The sequence below is a fragment of the Nocardioides sp. Z50_6 genome (assembly GCF_058215755.1).
Genome location: NZ_JBZAJB010000001.1, coordinates 21,667 through 36,443, shown reverse-complemented (window position 1 = coordinate 36,443; position 14,777 = coordinate 21,667). Strand labels below are relative to the sequence as shown.

The window sequence follows — 14,777 nt, the reverse complement described above, 5'->3', positions numbered from 1 at the left end:
CCGCAGCCTAGGCATGCCTACGATGGCTTTCATGACCCTGGCTCCCGGTCCCGACGTCTCTCCCTACGACGCGCTGCTGCTTCTCTCCTTCGGTGGGCCCGAGCGCCCCGAGGACGTGGTGCCCTTCCTGGAGAACGTGACCCGCGGTCGTGGCATCCCGCGGGAGCGGCTGGAGGAGGTGGGGCAGCACTACTTCCTCTTCGGCGGGCGCTCGCCGATCAACGACCAGAACAGGATGCTGCTCGCGGCGCTCCGCGAGGACCTCGCGGGGGCCGGGATCGACCTCCCCGTCTACTGGGGGAACCGCAACTGGGACCCCTACCTGACCGACACCGTGCGCCAGATGGCGGCCGACGGGATCCGGCGGGCCGCGGTGCTGCCGACCTCGGCGTACTCCTCCTACTCCTCGTGCCGCCAGTACCGGGAGAACCTCGCCGACGCCGTCGCCGAGGTCGAGGGGGCGCCGCGCCTGGACCGGCTGCGGCAGTACTTCAACCACCCCGGCTTCGTGGAGCCGGTGGTCGACGCCACCCTGACGGCCCTGGCCGAGCTGGGTGACCCGCTGCACGGCGAGCCGGAGCTGGTCTTCGTCACCCACTCGGTGCCCACCGAGATGGCACGGACCAGCGGGCCGCACGGCGACGCCTACGTGGCCCAGCACCGCAGCGTGATGGAGGAGGTGGTCGACCGGGTCCGACACGAGACGGGAGGCCGGCTCCGCCACGACCTGGTCTACTGCTCCCGCTCGGGGGCGCCCCACGTCCCGTGGCTGGAGCCGGACGTCAACGACCACCTGGAGACGCTCGCCGCCCGGGGTGCCCAGTCGGTGGTGCTGGTCCCGATCGGCTTCGTCAGCGACCACATGGAGGTCATCTACGACCTCGACACCGAGGCGATGGACACCGCCAAGCGGCTCGGGCTGCGCGCCGCCCGGGCGGCCACCCCCGGCATCGACCCCCGCTTCGTCGCGATGATCCGAGATCTCCTGGTCGAGCGGGCGGCGCTGGAGCGCGGCGAGAGCCCGGAGCCGGCGGCCGTGGGGTCGCTGGGACCGTGGCCGGCCATCTGCGCACCCGGTTGCTGCCCCAACCCCCGGGGCCCGCGCCCGGCCCTGTGCGGGATGCCGGAGTGAGCGGAGACGGCCACGACCTCGCCGTCCGGCTCCGCGACGTCGCCGTCGAGGTGGCCGTCGAGGCGGCCGCTCTGGTCCGGGACCTGCGCGCCGAGGGCGTCTCGGTCGCCGGCACCAAGTCGAGCAGCGTCGACGTGGTGACCGAGATCGACCGCGCCAGCGAGCAGCTGGTCAGGCGGCGCCTGGCGCAGCGGCGCCCCGGCGACGGCGTGCTGGGCGAGGAGGAGGGGGACACCCGCGGCAGCACGGGGGTGCGGTGGGTGGTGGACCCCGTCGACGGGACCGTCAACCTGCTCTACGGCATCCCGGAGTACGCGGTCTCCGTCGCCGCCGAGGTGGCGGGCGAGGTGGTGGCCGGAGCGGTGGTGGACGTGGCCGCCGGGCACGTCTACGCCGCCGCCCGCGGTCACGGGGCCACGCGCGACGGCTCGCCGCTGCGGGTGCGCGACGACGTCCCGGTCGGCCAGCGACTGGTCCTCACCGGCTTCGGCTACCTGCCCGAGGTCCGTGCCCACCAGGGCGCCTGCGTGGCCCGCCTGCTGCCGCGGGTCCGCGACATCCGGCGGATGGGCTCGTGCGCCCTCGACCTGTGCCACGTGGCCGAGGGGCGGGCGGACGCCTACGTGGAGCAGGGCCCCCAGTCCTGGGACTGGGCGGCGGGGTCGCTGGTGGTCCAGGAGGCGGGCGGCCGCTTCGAGCGCCTTCGGGGCGGCGGACCGTCGCCGGGCCCGGGGCTGGAGCCGGGCCGCGTCCTGGTCGCGGCGCCGGCTGCGGGGTGGGAGCCGCTGGTCGCCGTGCTGGCCGAGACGGGTTTCCTGAGGGGTCCTGGCGAAGGGTCGGCGGAGGGGGAATAGGCGGGGGCCGGCGGTCGTTGGTCCGGTCGCGCGGGCGTTTGGGCCGCACTCGGGCGGGGCACTGCTCCTCGTACGAGTACATGGTGCACAATCGGCCCGCGCATGAGGACTAGGCCGGTGGCCCCGGCCAGCGGACCGGAAGTGGAAGAGGACACATGGCGACCGATTACGACGCACCACGCAAGACCGAGGAAGACCAGAGCGAAGAGAGCATCGAAGAGCTCAAGGCGCGGCGTCACGACAAGAACTCCGGCAAGGTCGACGAGGACGAGACGGAGGCCGCTGAGTCCTTCGAGCTCCCCGGCGCCGACCTGTCCCACGAGGAGCTTGCCGTCGAGGTCAAGCCCAAGCAGGAGGACGAGTTCACCTGCATGTCCTGCTTCCTGGTGCACCACCGCAGCCAGCTGGCGGACGAGAAGAAGATGACCTGCGTCGACTGCGCCTGATCCGGGCGCACCGCGCCTGCGACGCGAAGAAGGCCGCGACCCCGTGGGGGTCGCGGCCTTCGCGCGTGCGGGGCCGGGCGGCTCAGGCCTTGGCGTCCTTGTGCTCGCCGTCCTTCTGGAGGTCGGGCGGCAGGTGTCCGGTGGACTTCGCGTAGTAGGTCGCCGCCTTGCGGGTGGCGAACATCCGGGCCAGGCCGATGGCGACGCCGCTGACCGTCGCCCAGGCCACCGCCTCCCAGACGTCCACGTCCGGGTCGGCCGGGTTCTCCGGCGGGTTCTTGCCCGTGGCGGCCCGCCACGAGGTGTTCAGGGCCTTCTTCGCCAGCGCGGCGCCGGCGAGCGCGGAGCCGAGCGAGAAGACGGTCCAGAACTTGGAGCTCGATGCCATGTGTCCTCCTGGTTGTCTTCCTGGACCCTACCCGGCAGCCGGGTCCGGCATGCGCTCCGCGGCCCCCTGCCGCAGGGCGCTCGCCAGCCGGTCCGGGTGGCGGGTGTGCAGCAGCCAGTAGGGGGTGGGGTCGGCGGGGTCGACGATCTCGACCTTGACCGATCGCTTGAGGTAGGGCCGCAGCAGCAGGTAGGCGCGGGCGTCGGCCTCCACGCCGCTGACGGCGCGGGTGCGCTTCGCGTCCAGTGCCTCGACGCCGCCCACGTGGCTCAGGTCGATGTGGGCCCGTCCGGCCCGCAGCTCGCCCCCGGAGACCGAGACCCGGGCCTGCAGGGAGAGGAAGAAGGCGATCATCAGCGCCATCGCCGCGGCCGTGACGCCGAGGGAGATCAGGAAGCCGCCGAGGGTCTCGGGCATGGCGACCACGACGGCGAGCCAGAGGCTCGCCACCAGCATGGTCCCCTGGACCCACCAGCGCAGCGGGACGTAGAGGCGTTCGGCGTACTCCACGGGTCAAGAATAGGGGGGCGGGTCGCGCCGTGGGCGGTCGGGGCGTGGGGCCTCGGGCGGCGGGTAGGGTGCGTCGCCGTGAGCGCTCCCTCCCCGGACCAGTCCGACGTGCCCCTCCTGGACGTGGCCCTCGTGCGGCTCGACCCGGATCTTCCGCTGCCCGCCTACGCGCACCCGGGGGACGCCGGGGCCGACCTGTGCACCGCCGTCGACCTGAGCCTGGCGCCGGGGGAGCGCGCGCTGGTGCCGACCGGGATCGCCCTGGCGCTGCCCGAGGGGTACGTCGCGCTGATCCATCCCCGCTCGGGGCTGGCGGCCCGGCACGGCCTCTCGATCCTCAACACCCCGGGGACCGTCGACGCCGGCTACCGCGGGGAGATCAAGGTGCTGCTGATCAACCACGACCGTGTCGAGCCGCTGGAGCTGCGGCGGGGGGACCGCATCGCGCAGCTGGTGGTGCAGCGCTTCGAGCGGGCCAGGTTCGTGGAGGTCGACGAACTGCCGCAGTCCAGCCGTGGGGCCGGGGGCTACGGTTCTACCGGGGGATTCGGCGCGTCCGGGTCCTGAAAGACCCCGTTCCGCACCGTTCGGGGGAACCCGAGACCAGGAGGCACCACAGGTGAAGTTCCGCCGCAAGTCCGCCGAGGCGGCGACGCCGGTGCAGGAGACGTCCGCCGACGAGTCGGCGTCCCAGACGTCCGAGCCGCAGCCGCCCGCGCCGCCGTCGGGGCCCTACGACGCGGAGTCGCTGGACGACGGGATCGACCGGATCGACATCGGGGCGCTGCTCGTGGCGCCCACGCCCGGGCTCGAGCTGCGGCTCCAGGTCAACGAGGAGAGCGGCGAGGTCGCCGGCGTCCTGCTGGCGGGCGCGGAGGGTGCGATGGAGCTCCAGGTGTTCGCGGCCCCGCGCCACGGGGACCTCTGGTCCGAGGTCCGGCCGCAGATCGCCGAGGACGTGACCCGGCGCGGGGGCACCGTCTCCGAGCGCGAGGGGCGATGGGGGACCGAGCTGGAGTGCCGGGTCCCGGTGCGCCGCCAGGACGGCACGGAGGCTGTCCAACCCTCCCGGATGATCGGGATCAACGGCTCCCGCTGGCTGCTGCGGGCCTCCCTGCTCGGCCGGCCGGCACTCGAGCCGGACTCGGCGCAGGAGTGGGAGGACGCCCTGGCCATGATCGCGGTCCGCCGCGGCGACCAGGCGCTCCCGGTCGGACGTGCGCTCGGCTTCCGCCTGCCCCCCGACGCGCGACGGGCCGAGTGAGATGACCGTGCGCAGCAGGCTCCGCGACAGTCTCTCCCGCTGGGCCGACAGCGGGGACCAGGAGGTCAGGGACCTGCGCCGCACGCACGGCGGCGACGGGGTGCAGACGATCGCCGACGCCCCCGAGCGCGAGCCGGTGGTGCTGCGCGGCAGCCTGCGCACGGTGACCCTGCGCCCGCGCGGCGGCGTGCCCGCCCTCGAGGCGGACCTGGAGGACGGCACGGACGTGGTGACTCTGGTGTGGCTGGGCCGGCGCCGGATCATCGGCATCGAGCCCGGCCGGGCGATGACGGTCTCGGGTCGCATCGGCCGGCACGACGGTCGCCGGATCATGTACAACCCCCGATACGAGCTGGTGCCGTGAGCCTCGGGGACCCGGCGGCGGGGGAGCCGGCCGGCGGCGGCCGGGCCGGGGACGACTCCGCGGTCGACACCGTCGAGGCCGTGGTCCGGCGTCAGCTCGCCCAGGCCCTCGGCGGCCGGCGCGGCATGGTCGAGGCGGCCGTCCCGACGATCCTGTTCACCGCCACCTGGCTGATCGGCAAGGATCTGCGGCTCGCGCTGACGGTGAGCATCGTCGCGGCCGCGGCCCTCCTGCTCGTCCGCCTGGTGCAGCGCTCCACCATCCAGTTCTGCGTCAACGCCCTGGTCGGCATCGGGATCGGCTGGTTCTTCGTCAACCGGGCGGCCGCGGCGGGCGGCTCCGAGCAGGAGCAGGCGCTGGCCTACTTCCTCCCCGGCCTCCTCTACAACGGGGGCTACGCCGTCGTCCTGGCGCTCAGCTGCATCGTCGGCTGGCCCCTGGTGGGCTTCATGGTGGGCAGCGTCACCGGCGACCCCACCCAGTGGCACGGTGACAAGCAGATCGTGCGGCTGAGCAGCCTGCTCACCTGGGTGCTGGCAGTGCCCTGCATCCTGCGGGTCGTGATCCAGGGACCGATCTGGCTGGCCGGCGACTCGGGTGCGTGGGACCCGGACACCGCGATCGCCACCCTGGGCCTGCTCAAGATCGGCCTCGGCTGGCCACTCCAGCTGGCGGCCCTGGCCAGCATGGTGTGGCTGCTGGCCCGCAACCACACCCCGCTCGAGCCGGCGCCGGACGACAACGCCTGAGCCGAGCGCGGAGGGACTCCCGGGGAGCCCTCCGGCCCCACCGCGCACTCGCCGGCGGCCGGGGTCAGTGCTCTCGGGGGGCCAGGGTCTGCTCGAGCTCGGCCTCGGAGTCGGCGGCCACCACGAAGAGCAGCTCGTCGCCGGACTCCAGGGGCTGCTCGTCGCTGGGCGGGTAGACCTGGCCGTCGCGCAGGATCGTGACCAGGGCGCAGTTCTCCGGGAAGGGGACCAGCCCGGCCGGCCTGCCCACGTAGGGGGAGTCGTCGGGGAGCGTCATCTCCACCAGGTTGGCGTTGCCCTGCCGGAAGGTGAACAGGCGCACCAGGTCTCCCACCGAGACGGCCTCCTCCACCAGGGCCGACATGATCCGGGGCGTGGAGACGTTGACGTCGACACCCCAGGCCTCGGTGAAGAGCCACTCGTTGTCGGGGTGGTTGACCCGTCCCACGGTCCGCGGGACCCCGAACTCGGTCTTGGCCAGCAGCGAGGTGACCAGGTTGGCCTTGTCGTCTCCGGTGGCCGCGATGACCACGTCGCAGCGGTCCAGGCGCGCCTCCTCCAGGGAGGAGAGCTCGCAGGAGTCGGCCAGCAGCCACTCGGCGTGCGGCACCCGCTCCTGCCTCACCGCGTCGGGGTTGCGGTCGATCAGCAGCACCTGGTGGCCGTTCTCGATCAGCTCCCGGGCGATCGACCGCCCCACGGCACCGGCTCCGGCGATGGCGACGCGCATGCTCAGTCCTCCTCGGGGCCGCGGTTGAGGACGCGGTAGGCGTCGGCGGCGTTCTCCTCGCGGATCACCAGGTGGAGCACGTCACCCTCCTGGATCACGCTCTCGCGCTTGGGCAGCATGCCCTCGCCGAGCCGGTCGATCCAGGCGATCCGGCTTCGGGTCTGCTCCTGGAAGTGCACGGTGCGGTGGCCGATCCACGCCTCGGGCACCGGGACCTGGTCGAGCCGGATGGTGCCCGAGGGGTCGCGGTAGGTCGGCTCCGCGCCCGCGGGCAGGATCCGGCGCAGCACCTGGTCGGAGGTCCACTTGACGGTGGCGACCGTGGTGATGCCCAGCCGCTGGTAGACCTCGGCCCGGCCGGGGTCGTAGATCCTGGCCACCACCTGCTGGATGCCGAAGGTCTCCCGGGCGACCCGCGCCGCGATGATGTTGGAGTTGTCGCCGCTGGAGACCGCGGCGAAGGCGTCGGCGCGTCGGATCCCCGCCTTCTCCAGCACGGCCTGGTCGAAGCCGTACCCGGTGATCTTGTCCCCGTTGAAGGAGGGGCCGAGACGCCGGAAGGAGTCGGGCTCGCTGTCGATCACCGAGACCGTGTGGTTGCGGTCCTCGAGGCTGCGGGCGAGGGTGGAGCCGACCCGGCCGCAACCCATGATGACGACGTGCACGGGGAAACCGTATCCCAGTCGTGCCGGTCGGCGTGCGTGTCCGCGGAGGCCGGGGACTAGCCTTCCGCACGTGGGTGTCGGCGATGTCTCCAAGCGGATCCTGCTGGGGCGCAAGCTGCGCAGCTCCCAGCTGGGCGAGTCGCTGCTGCGCAAGCGGGTGGCGCTGCCGATCTTCGCCAGCGACGCCCTCTCCTCGGTGGCCTACGCCCCCGACGAGATCTTCATCATGCTCTCCCTGGCCGGGGCCTCGGCCTACGCCTGGTCGTGGAAGGTGGGCCTGGCCGTCGCGCTGGTGATGCTGACGGTGGTGACCTCCTACCGGCAGACCGTCCACGCCTATCCGAGCGGCGGCGGTGACTACGAGGTCGCCTCGGTCAACCTGGGCCGCAACGCCGGCGTCACGGTGGCCAGCGCCCTGCTCGTCGACTACGTGCTGACCGTCGCGGTCTCGATCAGCGCGAGCGCCCACTACGCGTCCTCGGCCCTGGAGTTCCTCCACGGCCACGAGGTGCTCTTCGCCAGCCTGATGGTGCTCCTCCTGGCCGCGGTCAACCTGCGCGGCGTCCGGGAGTCCGCGACCTGGTTCGCCGTCCCGACCTATCTCTTCATCGCCGCGGTGCTGGGGATGTGCGGCTACGGGCTGCTGCGGTGGTGGCGCGGCGACCTCCCGCTGGTGGAGAGCGCGGCCCTGGAGATCCAGCAGGCCCCCGGCTACGAGGGGCCGCTCACCACGCTGGCCCTGATGCTGCTGCTGGCCCGGGCCTTCTCCTCCGGCTGCGCTGCGCTCACCGGCGTCGAGACGATCTCCAACGGGGTGCCCGCCTTCCGCAAGCCCAAGAGCCGCAACGCCGCCACCACGCTGCTGCTGCTCGGCCTGATCTCGATCTCGATGATGATGTCGGTGATCGTGCTGGCCCGCGAGATGGGCCTGAAGTACGTCGACCCCCTGGAGCTGGAGCGGCTCACCCAGGACGGCCGTCCCGCCGCGGGCTACGACCAGCACTCCGTCATCGCCCAGATCGCGCGCGGGGTCTTCACCGACTTCCCGCCCGGGTTCTACTTCGTGGTGACGGTGACCTCGGTGATCCTGGTGCTGGCCGCCAACACCGCCTTCAACGGCTTCCCGGTCCTGGGCTCGATCCTCGCCGAGGACGGCTACCTGCCCAAGGCGCTGGGCGCCCGGGGCGACCGGCTCGCCTACAGCAACGGCATCGTCTTCCTCGCCACCGTCTCCATCGCCCTGGTCGTGGCCTTCGACGCCCAGACCACCCAGCTCATCCAGCTCTACATCGTCGGCGTCTTCGTCTCCTTCACCCTCAGCCAGCTCGGCATGGTCCGGCACTGGAGCAGGGCGCTGTCGGACGCCAGGGTCACGGCCGACCGGCGGCGGATGCAGCGGGCGCGGGTGACCGCCGCGGTGGGCTTCACCCTCACCGCCGTGGTGCTGGTGGTCGTGCTGGTCACCAAGTTCCTGCACGGCGCCTGGATCACCGTGCTGGCGATGGGCCTGTTCTTCGTGGTCATGCGGAGCATCCGATCCCACTACGACCGGGTCTCGCTCGAGCTCGCCGCCGAGGAGGAGGACAAGCTCCTGCCCACCCGGGTCCACGCGATCGTGCTCGTCTCCAAGCTGCACAAGCCCACGCTGCGGGCGCTGGCCTTCGCCAAGGCGACCCGGCCCAACGTGCTCGAGGCCGTCTCGGTCGACACCGACTCCGCCGCCACCGACCGCCTGGTCGCGGAGTGGGACGAGCGGCGCCTCGACGTCCCGCTCAAGGTCCTGCACTCGCCCTACCGGGAGATCGCCCGGCCGGTGGTGGAGTACGCCCAGGAGATCCGGCGGGCCAACCCCCGGGGTGTGGTCGCGGTCTACATCCCGGAGTACGTCGTGGGCCGCTGGTGGGAGCAGCTCCTGCACAACCAGACCGCGCTGCGGCTCAAGGGCCGGCTCCTCTTCTCCCCGGGCGTGATGGTCACCTCGGTGCCCTTCCAGCTGCAGTCCTCGCAGGTCGCCCGCGAGCGAGAGGACCGCGAGGGGCCGCGGGTCAAGGCCGGGGACCTGCGGCGGGGGCGCGTCGGGCAAGGGTCGGAGACGGTCGGTCAGACCAGGAGGAGGACTCGGTGAGCAGGTCGGTGCGGCCCCGCAAGGCGCGTGGCCGGTCCCGGGTGGGAGAGCGTTTCGAGGCCGAGGTGGGCCCCGTCGCCCACGGCGGACACTGCGTGGTGCGGGTGGTGGCCGACCCGGCGACGCCGGAGCAGACCCGCGTGGTGTTCACCCGGCACGCCCTGCCGGGGGAGCGGGTGGTCGTCGAGATCACCGAGGGCACCGACGGCGACCGGTTCTGGCGCGGTGACGCGGTGCAGGTGCTGCGAGCCTCCGAGCACCGCGTCACGCCCCCGTGCCGCTTCGCCGGCCCCGGGCTCTGCGGCGGCTGCGACTTCCAGCACGTCGAGCTGGCCCACCAGCGCGAGCTGAAGGCGGCGGTGGTCCGCGAACAGCTCGTCCGGCTGGCCGGGCTGCCGCCCGAGGACCCCCTGGTCGCCGGGCTGGTCGTCGAGCCGGTCCCCGGCGACGAGCACGGGTTGCGCTGGCGCACCCGGAGCCGCTTCGTCCCGCTGCCCGGGGGAGGACGCGGGATGCGCAAGCACCGCTCCCACGAGGTGATCGAGGTCGACGACTGCCTGATCGAGTCGCGGCAGCCCGAGGTCTCCCACGTGGTGCTCGGGCGGGAGTTCGCGGTGGCCCCGGGTGGGTTCTGGCAGGTCCACCCCGGCGCCCCCGAGGCCCTGGTGAGCGCGGTGCTCGAGATGCTCGACCCCCGGCCCGGGGAGTCCGTGCTGGACCTGTTCGCCGGGGTCGGGCTCTTCGCCCGCTTCCTGGCCGAGCGGGTCGGGCCGGGAGCGCGGGTGGTCGCGGTCGAGGGCGACCGCGAGGCGGCCCGCCAGGCGCAGGCCAACCTCGCCGGCTCCGCCAAGGTCCGGGTGAGCGCGGGCGGCGTCGAGGAGGTGCTGGCGCGCGAGTACGACGAGCCCTTCGACCTGGTCGTCCTCGACCCGCCGCGTACCGGCGCGAAGCGCGCTGTCGTCTCGCAGGTGGCGGACCGGGCACCCCGGGCCGTGGCCTACGTGGCGTGCGACCCGGCTGCGCTCGGCCGCGACCTGGGTCTCTTCGCCGAGGCCGGCTACCGGGTGACGGCGCTGCGCGCCTTCGACGTGTTCCCGATGACGCACCACGTGGAGTGCGTGGCGCTGCTGGAGAGGATCGGCTCCGCCCCGCGCTGAGCGAGGCTCGCGTCACGCGCCGAGGCGTGGGTGTGGTGCAGAATCACGCAGCATGGCTGAGAACCCCGCCGGTGGTCCGACCCTGCTGGCGCGGCTGACCGGAGCGCAGGAGCAGATGCTCGACGACCTCGGCGGGCTGGTCGCCTGCGAGACCCCGTCGGAGGACCTGGCGGCCTGTGGAGCGGGCGCGGACGCGGTGGCCGCCCTGGGGGAGCGTCTGCTCGGTGTGCCGCCGACGTCCGAGGTCGTCGAGGGCAGGCGTCACCTTCGGTGGGCCTTCGACTCCGACGTGCCGGGGGTGCTGCTGCTCGGTCACTACGACACGGTCTGGCCGGTGGGCACCCTGGTGCGCTGGCCGTTCGAGGTGGACCGGGCCTCCGGGACCGCCACCGGCCCGGGATGCTTCGACATGAAGGCCGGGCTCGTCCAGATGTTCCACGGGGTCGCCTGCCTCGACGACCGGGCCGGGCTGGAGATCCTGGTGACCGCCGACGAGGAGGCGGGCTCCACCACGAGCAGGGGGCTGATCGCGGAGGCCGCCCGGCGCTCCCGGGCGACGCTGGTGCTCGAGGGGGCTGCGGGCCCGGACCTCAAGCACGCCCGCAAGGGCACCGGGATGTACCAGTTCGCCATCACCGGTCGAGCGGCGCACGCCGGGCTGGAGCCCGAGCGAGGGGTCAACGCCCTGACCGCGCTGGCCGACGTGGTCGTCGACGTCAACCGGCTCAGCCGACCCTCGGCCGGGACGACCGTCACCCCGACGATCGGCCGCAGCGGCACCGCGAACAACGTGGTCCCCGCCACGGCCTGGGTGGAGGTCGACGTGCGGGTCGAGAGCCCCGACGAGCTCAGACGGGTCGACGAGGGGCTCCGCGGCATCACCCCGCGACTCCCCGGGGCCGAGCTCGTGGTCACGGGCGGGCCGACGCGCCCGCCCATGACGAGCGACCAGGCGGCCGGGCTGGTTGCGACCGCCCGGGCCGTCGCTGCGGACCTGGGCATCGCGGTGCCGGGCGCCGCCGCCGTCGGTGGCGCCTCCGACGGCAACATCACCGCAGCGCTGGGATGCCCCACCCTCGACGGGCTGGGCGCGGTGGGTGGGAATGCACACGCGGAAGGGGAGTTCGTCCGGGTCGCGGCGATGCCGGAACGTGCCGCCCTCCTGGCTGGTCTGGCCCGCGCGCTCCTCGAGGATCCGGCGAGCAGCGCCTGAATCCCCGGGTGCGGGCGGAGCGCACCGGGAAGCTCGGGCGCTCTGCCCGACGTGCCCGCCGGAGCGGGGCTCGTCGTGAGGTGTGGCGGGCGGGCAACCGTATGGTCCGTCGTGTATCTTGATATCGAGAGATATTCCCCGGTGCCGCACGTCCGGTTAGGTCAGCCTTGCTTACGCCCTCGTGGAGGGCGGCGGCAAGATGGATGCGGTGACACCCACAATCCCCGCTAGGAGACGCGACTGATGGTCAGTCAGGACAGCTTCGGTGCCAAGGGCACCCTGGACGTGGACGGGAAGTCCTACGAGATCTTCCGTCTGAGCGCGGTGGAGGGCGACGGCCTCGATGTCGACTCGCTGCCCTTCAGCCTGAAGGTTCTCCTGGAGAACCTGCTGCGCACCGAGGACGGTGCCGACATCACCGCCGACGACATCAAGGCCCTGGCCGGGTGGGACGCCGACGCGCAGCCCGACAAGGAGATCCAGTTCACCCCGGCCCGGGTGATCATGCAGGACTTCACCGGCGTGCCCTGCGTGGTCGACCTCGCCACCATGCGCGAGGCGATGGCCGAGCTCGGGGGCGACCCCGCCAAGATCAACCCGCTGGCCCCCGCCGAGATGGTGATCGACCACTCCGTCATCGCCGACGTCTTCGGTACCCCCGAGGCGTTCGGGCGCAACGTCGAGATCGAGTACGAGCGCAACCGCGAGCGCTACCAGTTCCTGCGCTGGGGCCAGGGTGCCTTCGACGACTTCAAGGTCGTCCCGCCCGGCACCGGCATCGTGCACCAGGTCAACATCGAGCACCTGGCCCGCACCGTCTTCACCCGTGAGGTCGACGGCGTCCTCCAGGCCTACCCCGACACCTGCGTCGGCACCGACTCCCACACCACGATGGTCAACGGCATCGGCGTGGTGGGCTGGGGCGTCGGCGGCATCGAGGCCGAGGCCGCGATGCTCGGGCAGCCCGTCTCCATGCTGATCCCGCGGGTCGTGGGCTTCAAGCTCTCCGGCGACCTGCCCGAGGGCTCGACCGCCACCGACCTGGTGCTGACCATCACCGAGATGCTCCGCAAGCACGGCGTGGTGGGCAAGTTCGTGGAGTTCTACGGTCCCGGCGTCTCGGCGCTGCCCCTGGCCAACCGCGCCACGATCGGCAACATGAGCCCGGAGTTCGGCTCCACCATCGCGGTCTTCCCGATCGACGAGGAGACCCTGAAGTACCTCGAGCTCACCGGCCGCTCGGCCGAGCAGCTCGCCCTGGTGGAGTCCTACGCCAAGGAGCAGGGTCTCTGGCACGACCCCTCGGCGGAGCCGCGCTACTCCGAGAAGCTCGAGCTCGACCTCTCCACCGTGGTGCCGTCCATCGCCGGGCCCAAGCGCCCGCAGGACCGCATCGAGGTCACCGAGGCCAAGCCCGCCTTCCGCAGCGCGCTGGCCGACTACGTCGCCGCCGACGAGACCGGCGGCGAGGACCGCGAGCCCGGGGTGCCCGGCCAGGAGAAGCCCTTCGGCGTCAACACCGGCGCCGACGAGGCCTCCGCGGAGTCGTTCCCGGCCAGTGACGCGCCCTCCACCAACGGCAACGGCGACGGTCACGACGACGCGCCCGCCCCCCAGGACTGGCACTCCGCCGCGGCCAAGGACGGCGGCCGTCCGAGCAGCCCGGTCGAGGTGACCCTCGAGGACGGCACGAAGTTCACCCTCGACCACGGGGCGGTCACCATCGCGGCGATCACCTCCTGCACCAACACCTCCAACCCGTCGGTGATGATCGGCGCCGCCCTGCTGGCCAAGAAGGCGGTCGAGAAGGGCCTGCAGCGCAAGCCGTGGGTCAAGACCACGCTGGCGCCGGGCTCGAAGGTCGTCTCGGACTACTACGAGAAGTCCGGCCTGACGCCGTACCTGGACAAGCTCGGCTTCAACCTCGTCGGCTACGGCTGCACCACCTGCATCGGCAACTCCGGCCCGCTGATCCCCGAGGTCTCGGCCGCCGTCAACGAGGCGGACCTCGCGGTCGTCTCGGTGCTGTCGGGCAACCGCAACTTCGAGGGCCGGATCAACCCGGACGTGAAGATGAACTACCTGGCCTCGCCGCCGCTGGTGGTCGCCTACGCGCTGGCCGGCTCGATGGACGTCGACCTCTTCAACGACCCGCTGGGCCAGGACGCCGAGGGCAACGACGTCTTCCTCAAGGACATCTGGCCGTCGCCGTCCGAGGTCGAGGAGACCATCGCCGGTGCGATCAACGCCGAGATGTTCGGTAACTCCTACCAGGACGTCTTCGCCGGGGACGAGCAGTGGCAGTCGCTGCCCACGCCCGAGGGCGACACCTTCGCCTGGGACGCCGAGTCGACCTACGTCCGTCGTCCTCCGTACTTCGACGGGATGCCCGCCGAGCCGGAGCAGGTCACCGACATCGAGGGCGCGCGGGTGCTGCTCAAGCTGGGCGACTCGGTCACCACCGACCACATCAGCCCGGCCGGTGCCATCAAGAAGGACTCCCCGGCCGGCCGTTACCTGGCCGAGCACGGTGTCGGGCAGCGGGACTTCAACTCCTACGGCTCGCGCCGGGGCAACCACGAGGTGATGATCCGCGGCACCTTCGCCAACATCCGGCTGCGCAACCAGCTGGCGCCCGGCACCGAGGGCGGCGTGACCCGTGACTTCACCAGCGGCGGCGAGGTCACCTCGGTCTACGAGGCCTCGGAGAACTACATCGCCGCGGGCACCCCGCTGGTGGTGCTGGCGGGCAAGGAGTACGGCTCCGGCTCGTCGCGCGACTGGGCGGCCAAGGGCACCTCGCTGCTGGGCGTCAAGGCCGTCATCGCCGAGTCCTACGAGCGCATCCACCGGTCCAACCTGATCGGCATGGGCGTCATCCCGCTCCAGTTCCCCGAGGGGGAGACGGCGGAGTCGCTCGGCCTGACCGGCGAGGAGACCTTCTCCATCACCGGGATCACCGCGCTCAACGACGGCACCACGCCGCGCACGGTCACGGTGAAGGCCGACGACAAGGAGTTCGAGGCGGTCGTCCGCATCGACACCCCCGGTGAGGCGAACTACTACCGCAACGGCGGCATCATGCAGTACGTGCTGCGCAACCTCCTGCGCAGCTGAACCGCTCGAAGGGGCCGGTCCGGGATCTCCCGGGCCGGCCCCTTCGGTGTGCCGGGGGAGCTG

15 protein-coding genes are annotated in these 14,777 nt (G+C 72.5%); 11 read left to right on the top strand and 4 right to left on the bottom strand.

Features of this window, described 5'->3' with window-relative positions; genetic code table 11:
* Positions 1-31 precede the first annotated feature (31 nt).
* From AC4BGE_RS00180 to AC4BGE_RS00170, 3 genes are all read left to right on the top strand, one after another.
* Positions 32-1,132: a ferrochelatase gene (locus tag AC4BGE_RS00180; protein ID WP_490573993.1), complete on the top strand. Its 1,101-nt coding sequence runs from the start codon at positions 32-34 to the stop codon at positions 1,130-1,132.
* Positions 1,129-1,986 (top strand): inositol monophosphatase family protein, encoded by an 858-nt coding sequence (locus AC4BGE_RS00175; protein WP_490573992.1) that lies wholly within the window; start codon positions 1,129-1,131, stop codon positions 1,984-1,986. The genes AC4BGE_RS00180 and AC4BGE_RS00175 overlap by 4 nt, the downstream gene beginning before the upstream one ends.
* A 155-nt stretch (positions 1,987-2,141) precedes the next feature.
* Entirely contained in the window at positions 2,142-2,432 is a 291-nt protein-coding gene (locus tag AC4BGE_RS00170; RefSeq protein WP_490570116.1) for a DUF4193 domain-containing protein, read from the top strand.
* 82 nt (positions 2,433-2,514) lie between these two features.
* Here the strand turns inward: AC4BGE_RS00170 and AC4BGE_RS00165 are convergent, their stop codons facing one another.
* Together AC4BGE_RS00165 and AC4BGE_RS00160 are read right to left on the bottom strand one after the other, a co-directional pair.
* Complete coding sequence (locus tag AC4BGE_RS00165; RefSeq protein WP_490573991.1) at positions 2,515-2,820, bottom strand: DUF4235 domain-containing protein; 306 nt, start codon at positions 2,818-2,820, stop codon at positions 2,515-2,517.
* Between the two features lie 27 nt (positions 2,821-2,847).
* Positions 2,848-3,330, bottom strand: coding sequence for a DUF3093 domain-containing protein (locus tag AC4BGE_RS00160; RefSeq protein WP_490570118.1), 483 nt, complete (start codon positions 3,328-3,330; stop codon positions 2,848-2,850).
* A 108-nt stretch (positions 3,331-3,438) separates the two neighbouring features.
* Here AC4BGE_RS00160 and dut point away from each other — a divergent pair, with 108 nt between their 5' ends.
* Genes dut through AC4BGE_RS00140 form a run of 4 tightly spaced genes read left to right on the top strand, consistent with a single transcriptional unit; the run spans position 3,439 to position 5,707 of the window.
* A complete protein-coding gene (gene dut, locus AC4BGE_RS00155; RefSeq protein ID WP_490570223.1) occupies positions 3,439-3,897 on the top strand; it encodes a dUTP diphosphatase in 459 nt (152 codons plus the stop codon).
* Between the two features lie 52 nt (positions 3,898-3,949).
* A complete protein-coding gene (locus AC4BGE_RS00150; protein ID WP_490570119.1) occupies positions 3,950-4,594 on the top strand; it encodes a DUF3710 domain-containing protein in 645 nt (214 codons plus the stop codon).
* 1 nt (position 4,595) lies between these two features.
* Positions 4,596-4,958 (top strand): OB-fold nucleic acid binding domain-containing protein, encoded by a 363-nt coding sequence (locus AC4BGE_RS00145; RefSeq protein ID WP_490570120.1) that lies wholly within the window; start codon positions 4,596-4,598, stop codon positions 4,956-4,958.
* Positions 4,955-5,707 (top strand): DUF3159 domain-containing protein, encoded by a 753-nt coding sequence (locus tag AC4BGE_RS00140; RefSeq protein ID WP_490570121.1) that lies wholly within the window; start codon positions 4,955-4,957, stop codon positions 5,705-5,707. Before AC4BGE_RS00145 ends, AC4BGE_RS00140 begins: the two co-directional genes overlap by 4 nt.
* A 64-nt stretch (positions 5,708-5,771) precedes the next feature.
* On the opposite strand, the gene AC4BGE_RS00135 is transcribed toward AC4BGE_RS00140, so the two are convergent.
* Entirely contained in the window at positions 5,772-6,437 is a 666-nt protein-coding gene (locus AC4BGE_RS00135; protein ID WP_490570122.1) for a potassium channel family protein, read from the bottom strand.
* A 2-nt stretch (positions 6,438-6,439) separates the two neighbouring features.
* Positions 6,440-7,087, bottom strand: coding sequence for a potassium channel family protein (locus tag AC4BGE_RS00130; RefSeq protein ID WP_490570224.1), 648 nt, complete (start codon positions 7,085-7,087; stop codon positions 6,440-6,442).
* An 85-nt stretch (positions 7,088-7,172) separates the two neighbouring features.
* Here AC4BGE_RS00130 and AC4BGE_RS00125 point away from each other — a divergent pair, with 85 nt between their 5' ends.
* The 4 genes from AC4BGE_RS00125 (at position 7,173) to AC4BGE_RS00110 (ending at position 14,714) form a co-directional block, all read left to right on the top strand.
* Complete coding sequence (locus AC4BGE_RS00125) at positions 7,173-9,227, top strand: APC family permease (RefSeq protein WP_490570123.1); 2,055 nt, start codon at positions 7,173-7,175, stop codon at positions 9,225-9,227.
* Positions 9,224-10,384, top strand: coding sequence for a class I SAM-dependent RNA methyltransferase (locus AC4BGE_RS00120; RefSeq protein WP_490573990.1), 1,161 nt, complete (start codon positions 9,224-9,226; stop codon positions 10,382-10,384). Before AC4BGE_RS00125 ends, AC4BGE_RS00120 begins: the two co-directional genes overlap by 4 nt.
* Before the next feature lie 52 nt (positions 10,385-10,436).
* Positions 10,437-11,597, top strand: a complete 1,161-nt coding sequence (locus AC4BGE_RS00115) for a M20/M25/M40 family metallo-hydrolase (RefSeq protein WP_490573989.1) — start codon at positions 10,437-10,439, stop codon at positions 11,595-11,597.
* A gap of 243 nt (positions 11,598-11,840) precedes the next feature.
* Complete coding sequence (locus tag AC4BGE_RS00110; protein WP_490573988.1) at positions 11,841-14,714, top strand: aconitate hydratase; 2,874 nt, start codon at positions 11,841-11,843, stop codon at positions 14,712-14,714.
* Positions 14,715-14,777: the final 63 nt, after the last annotated feature.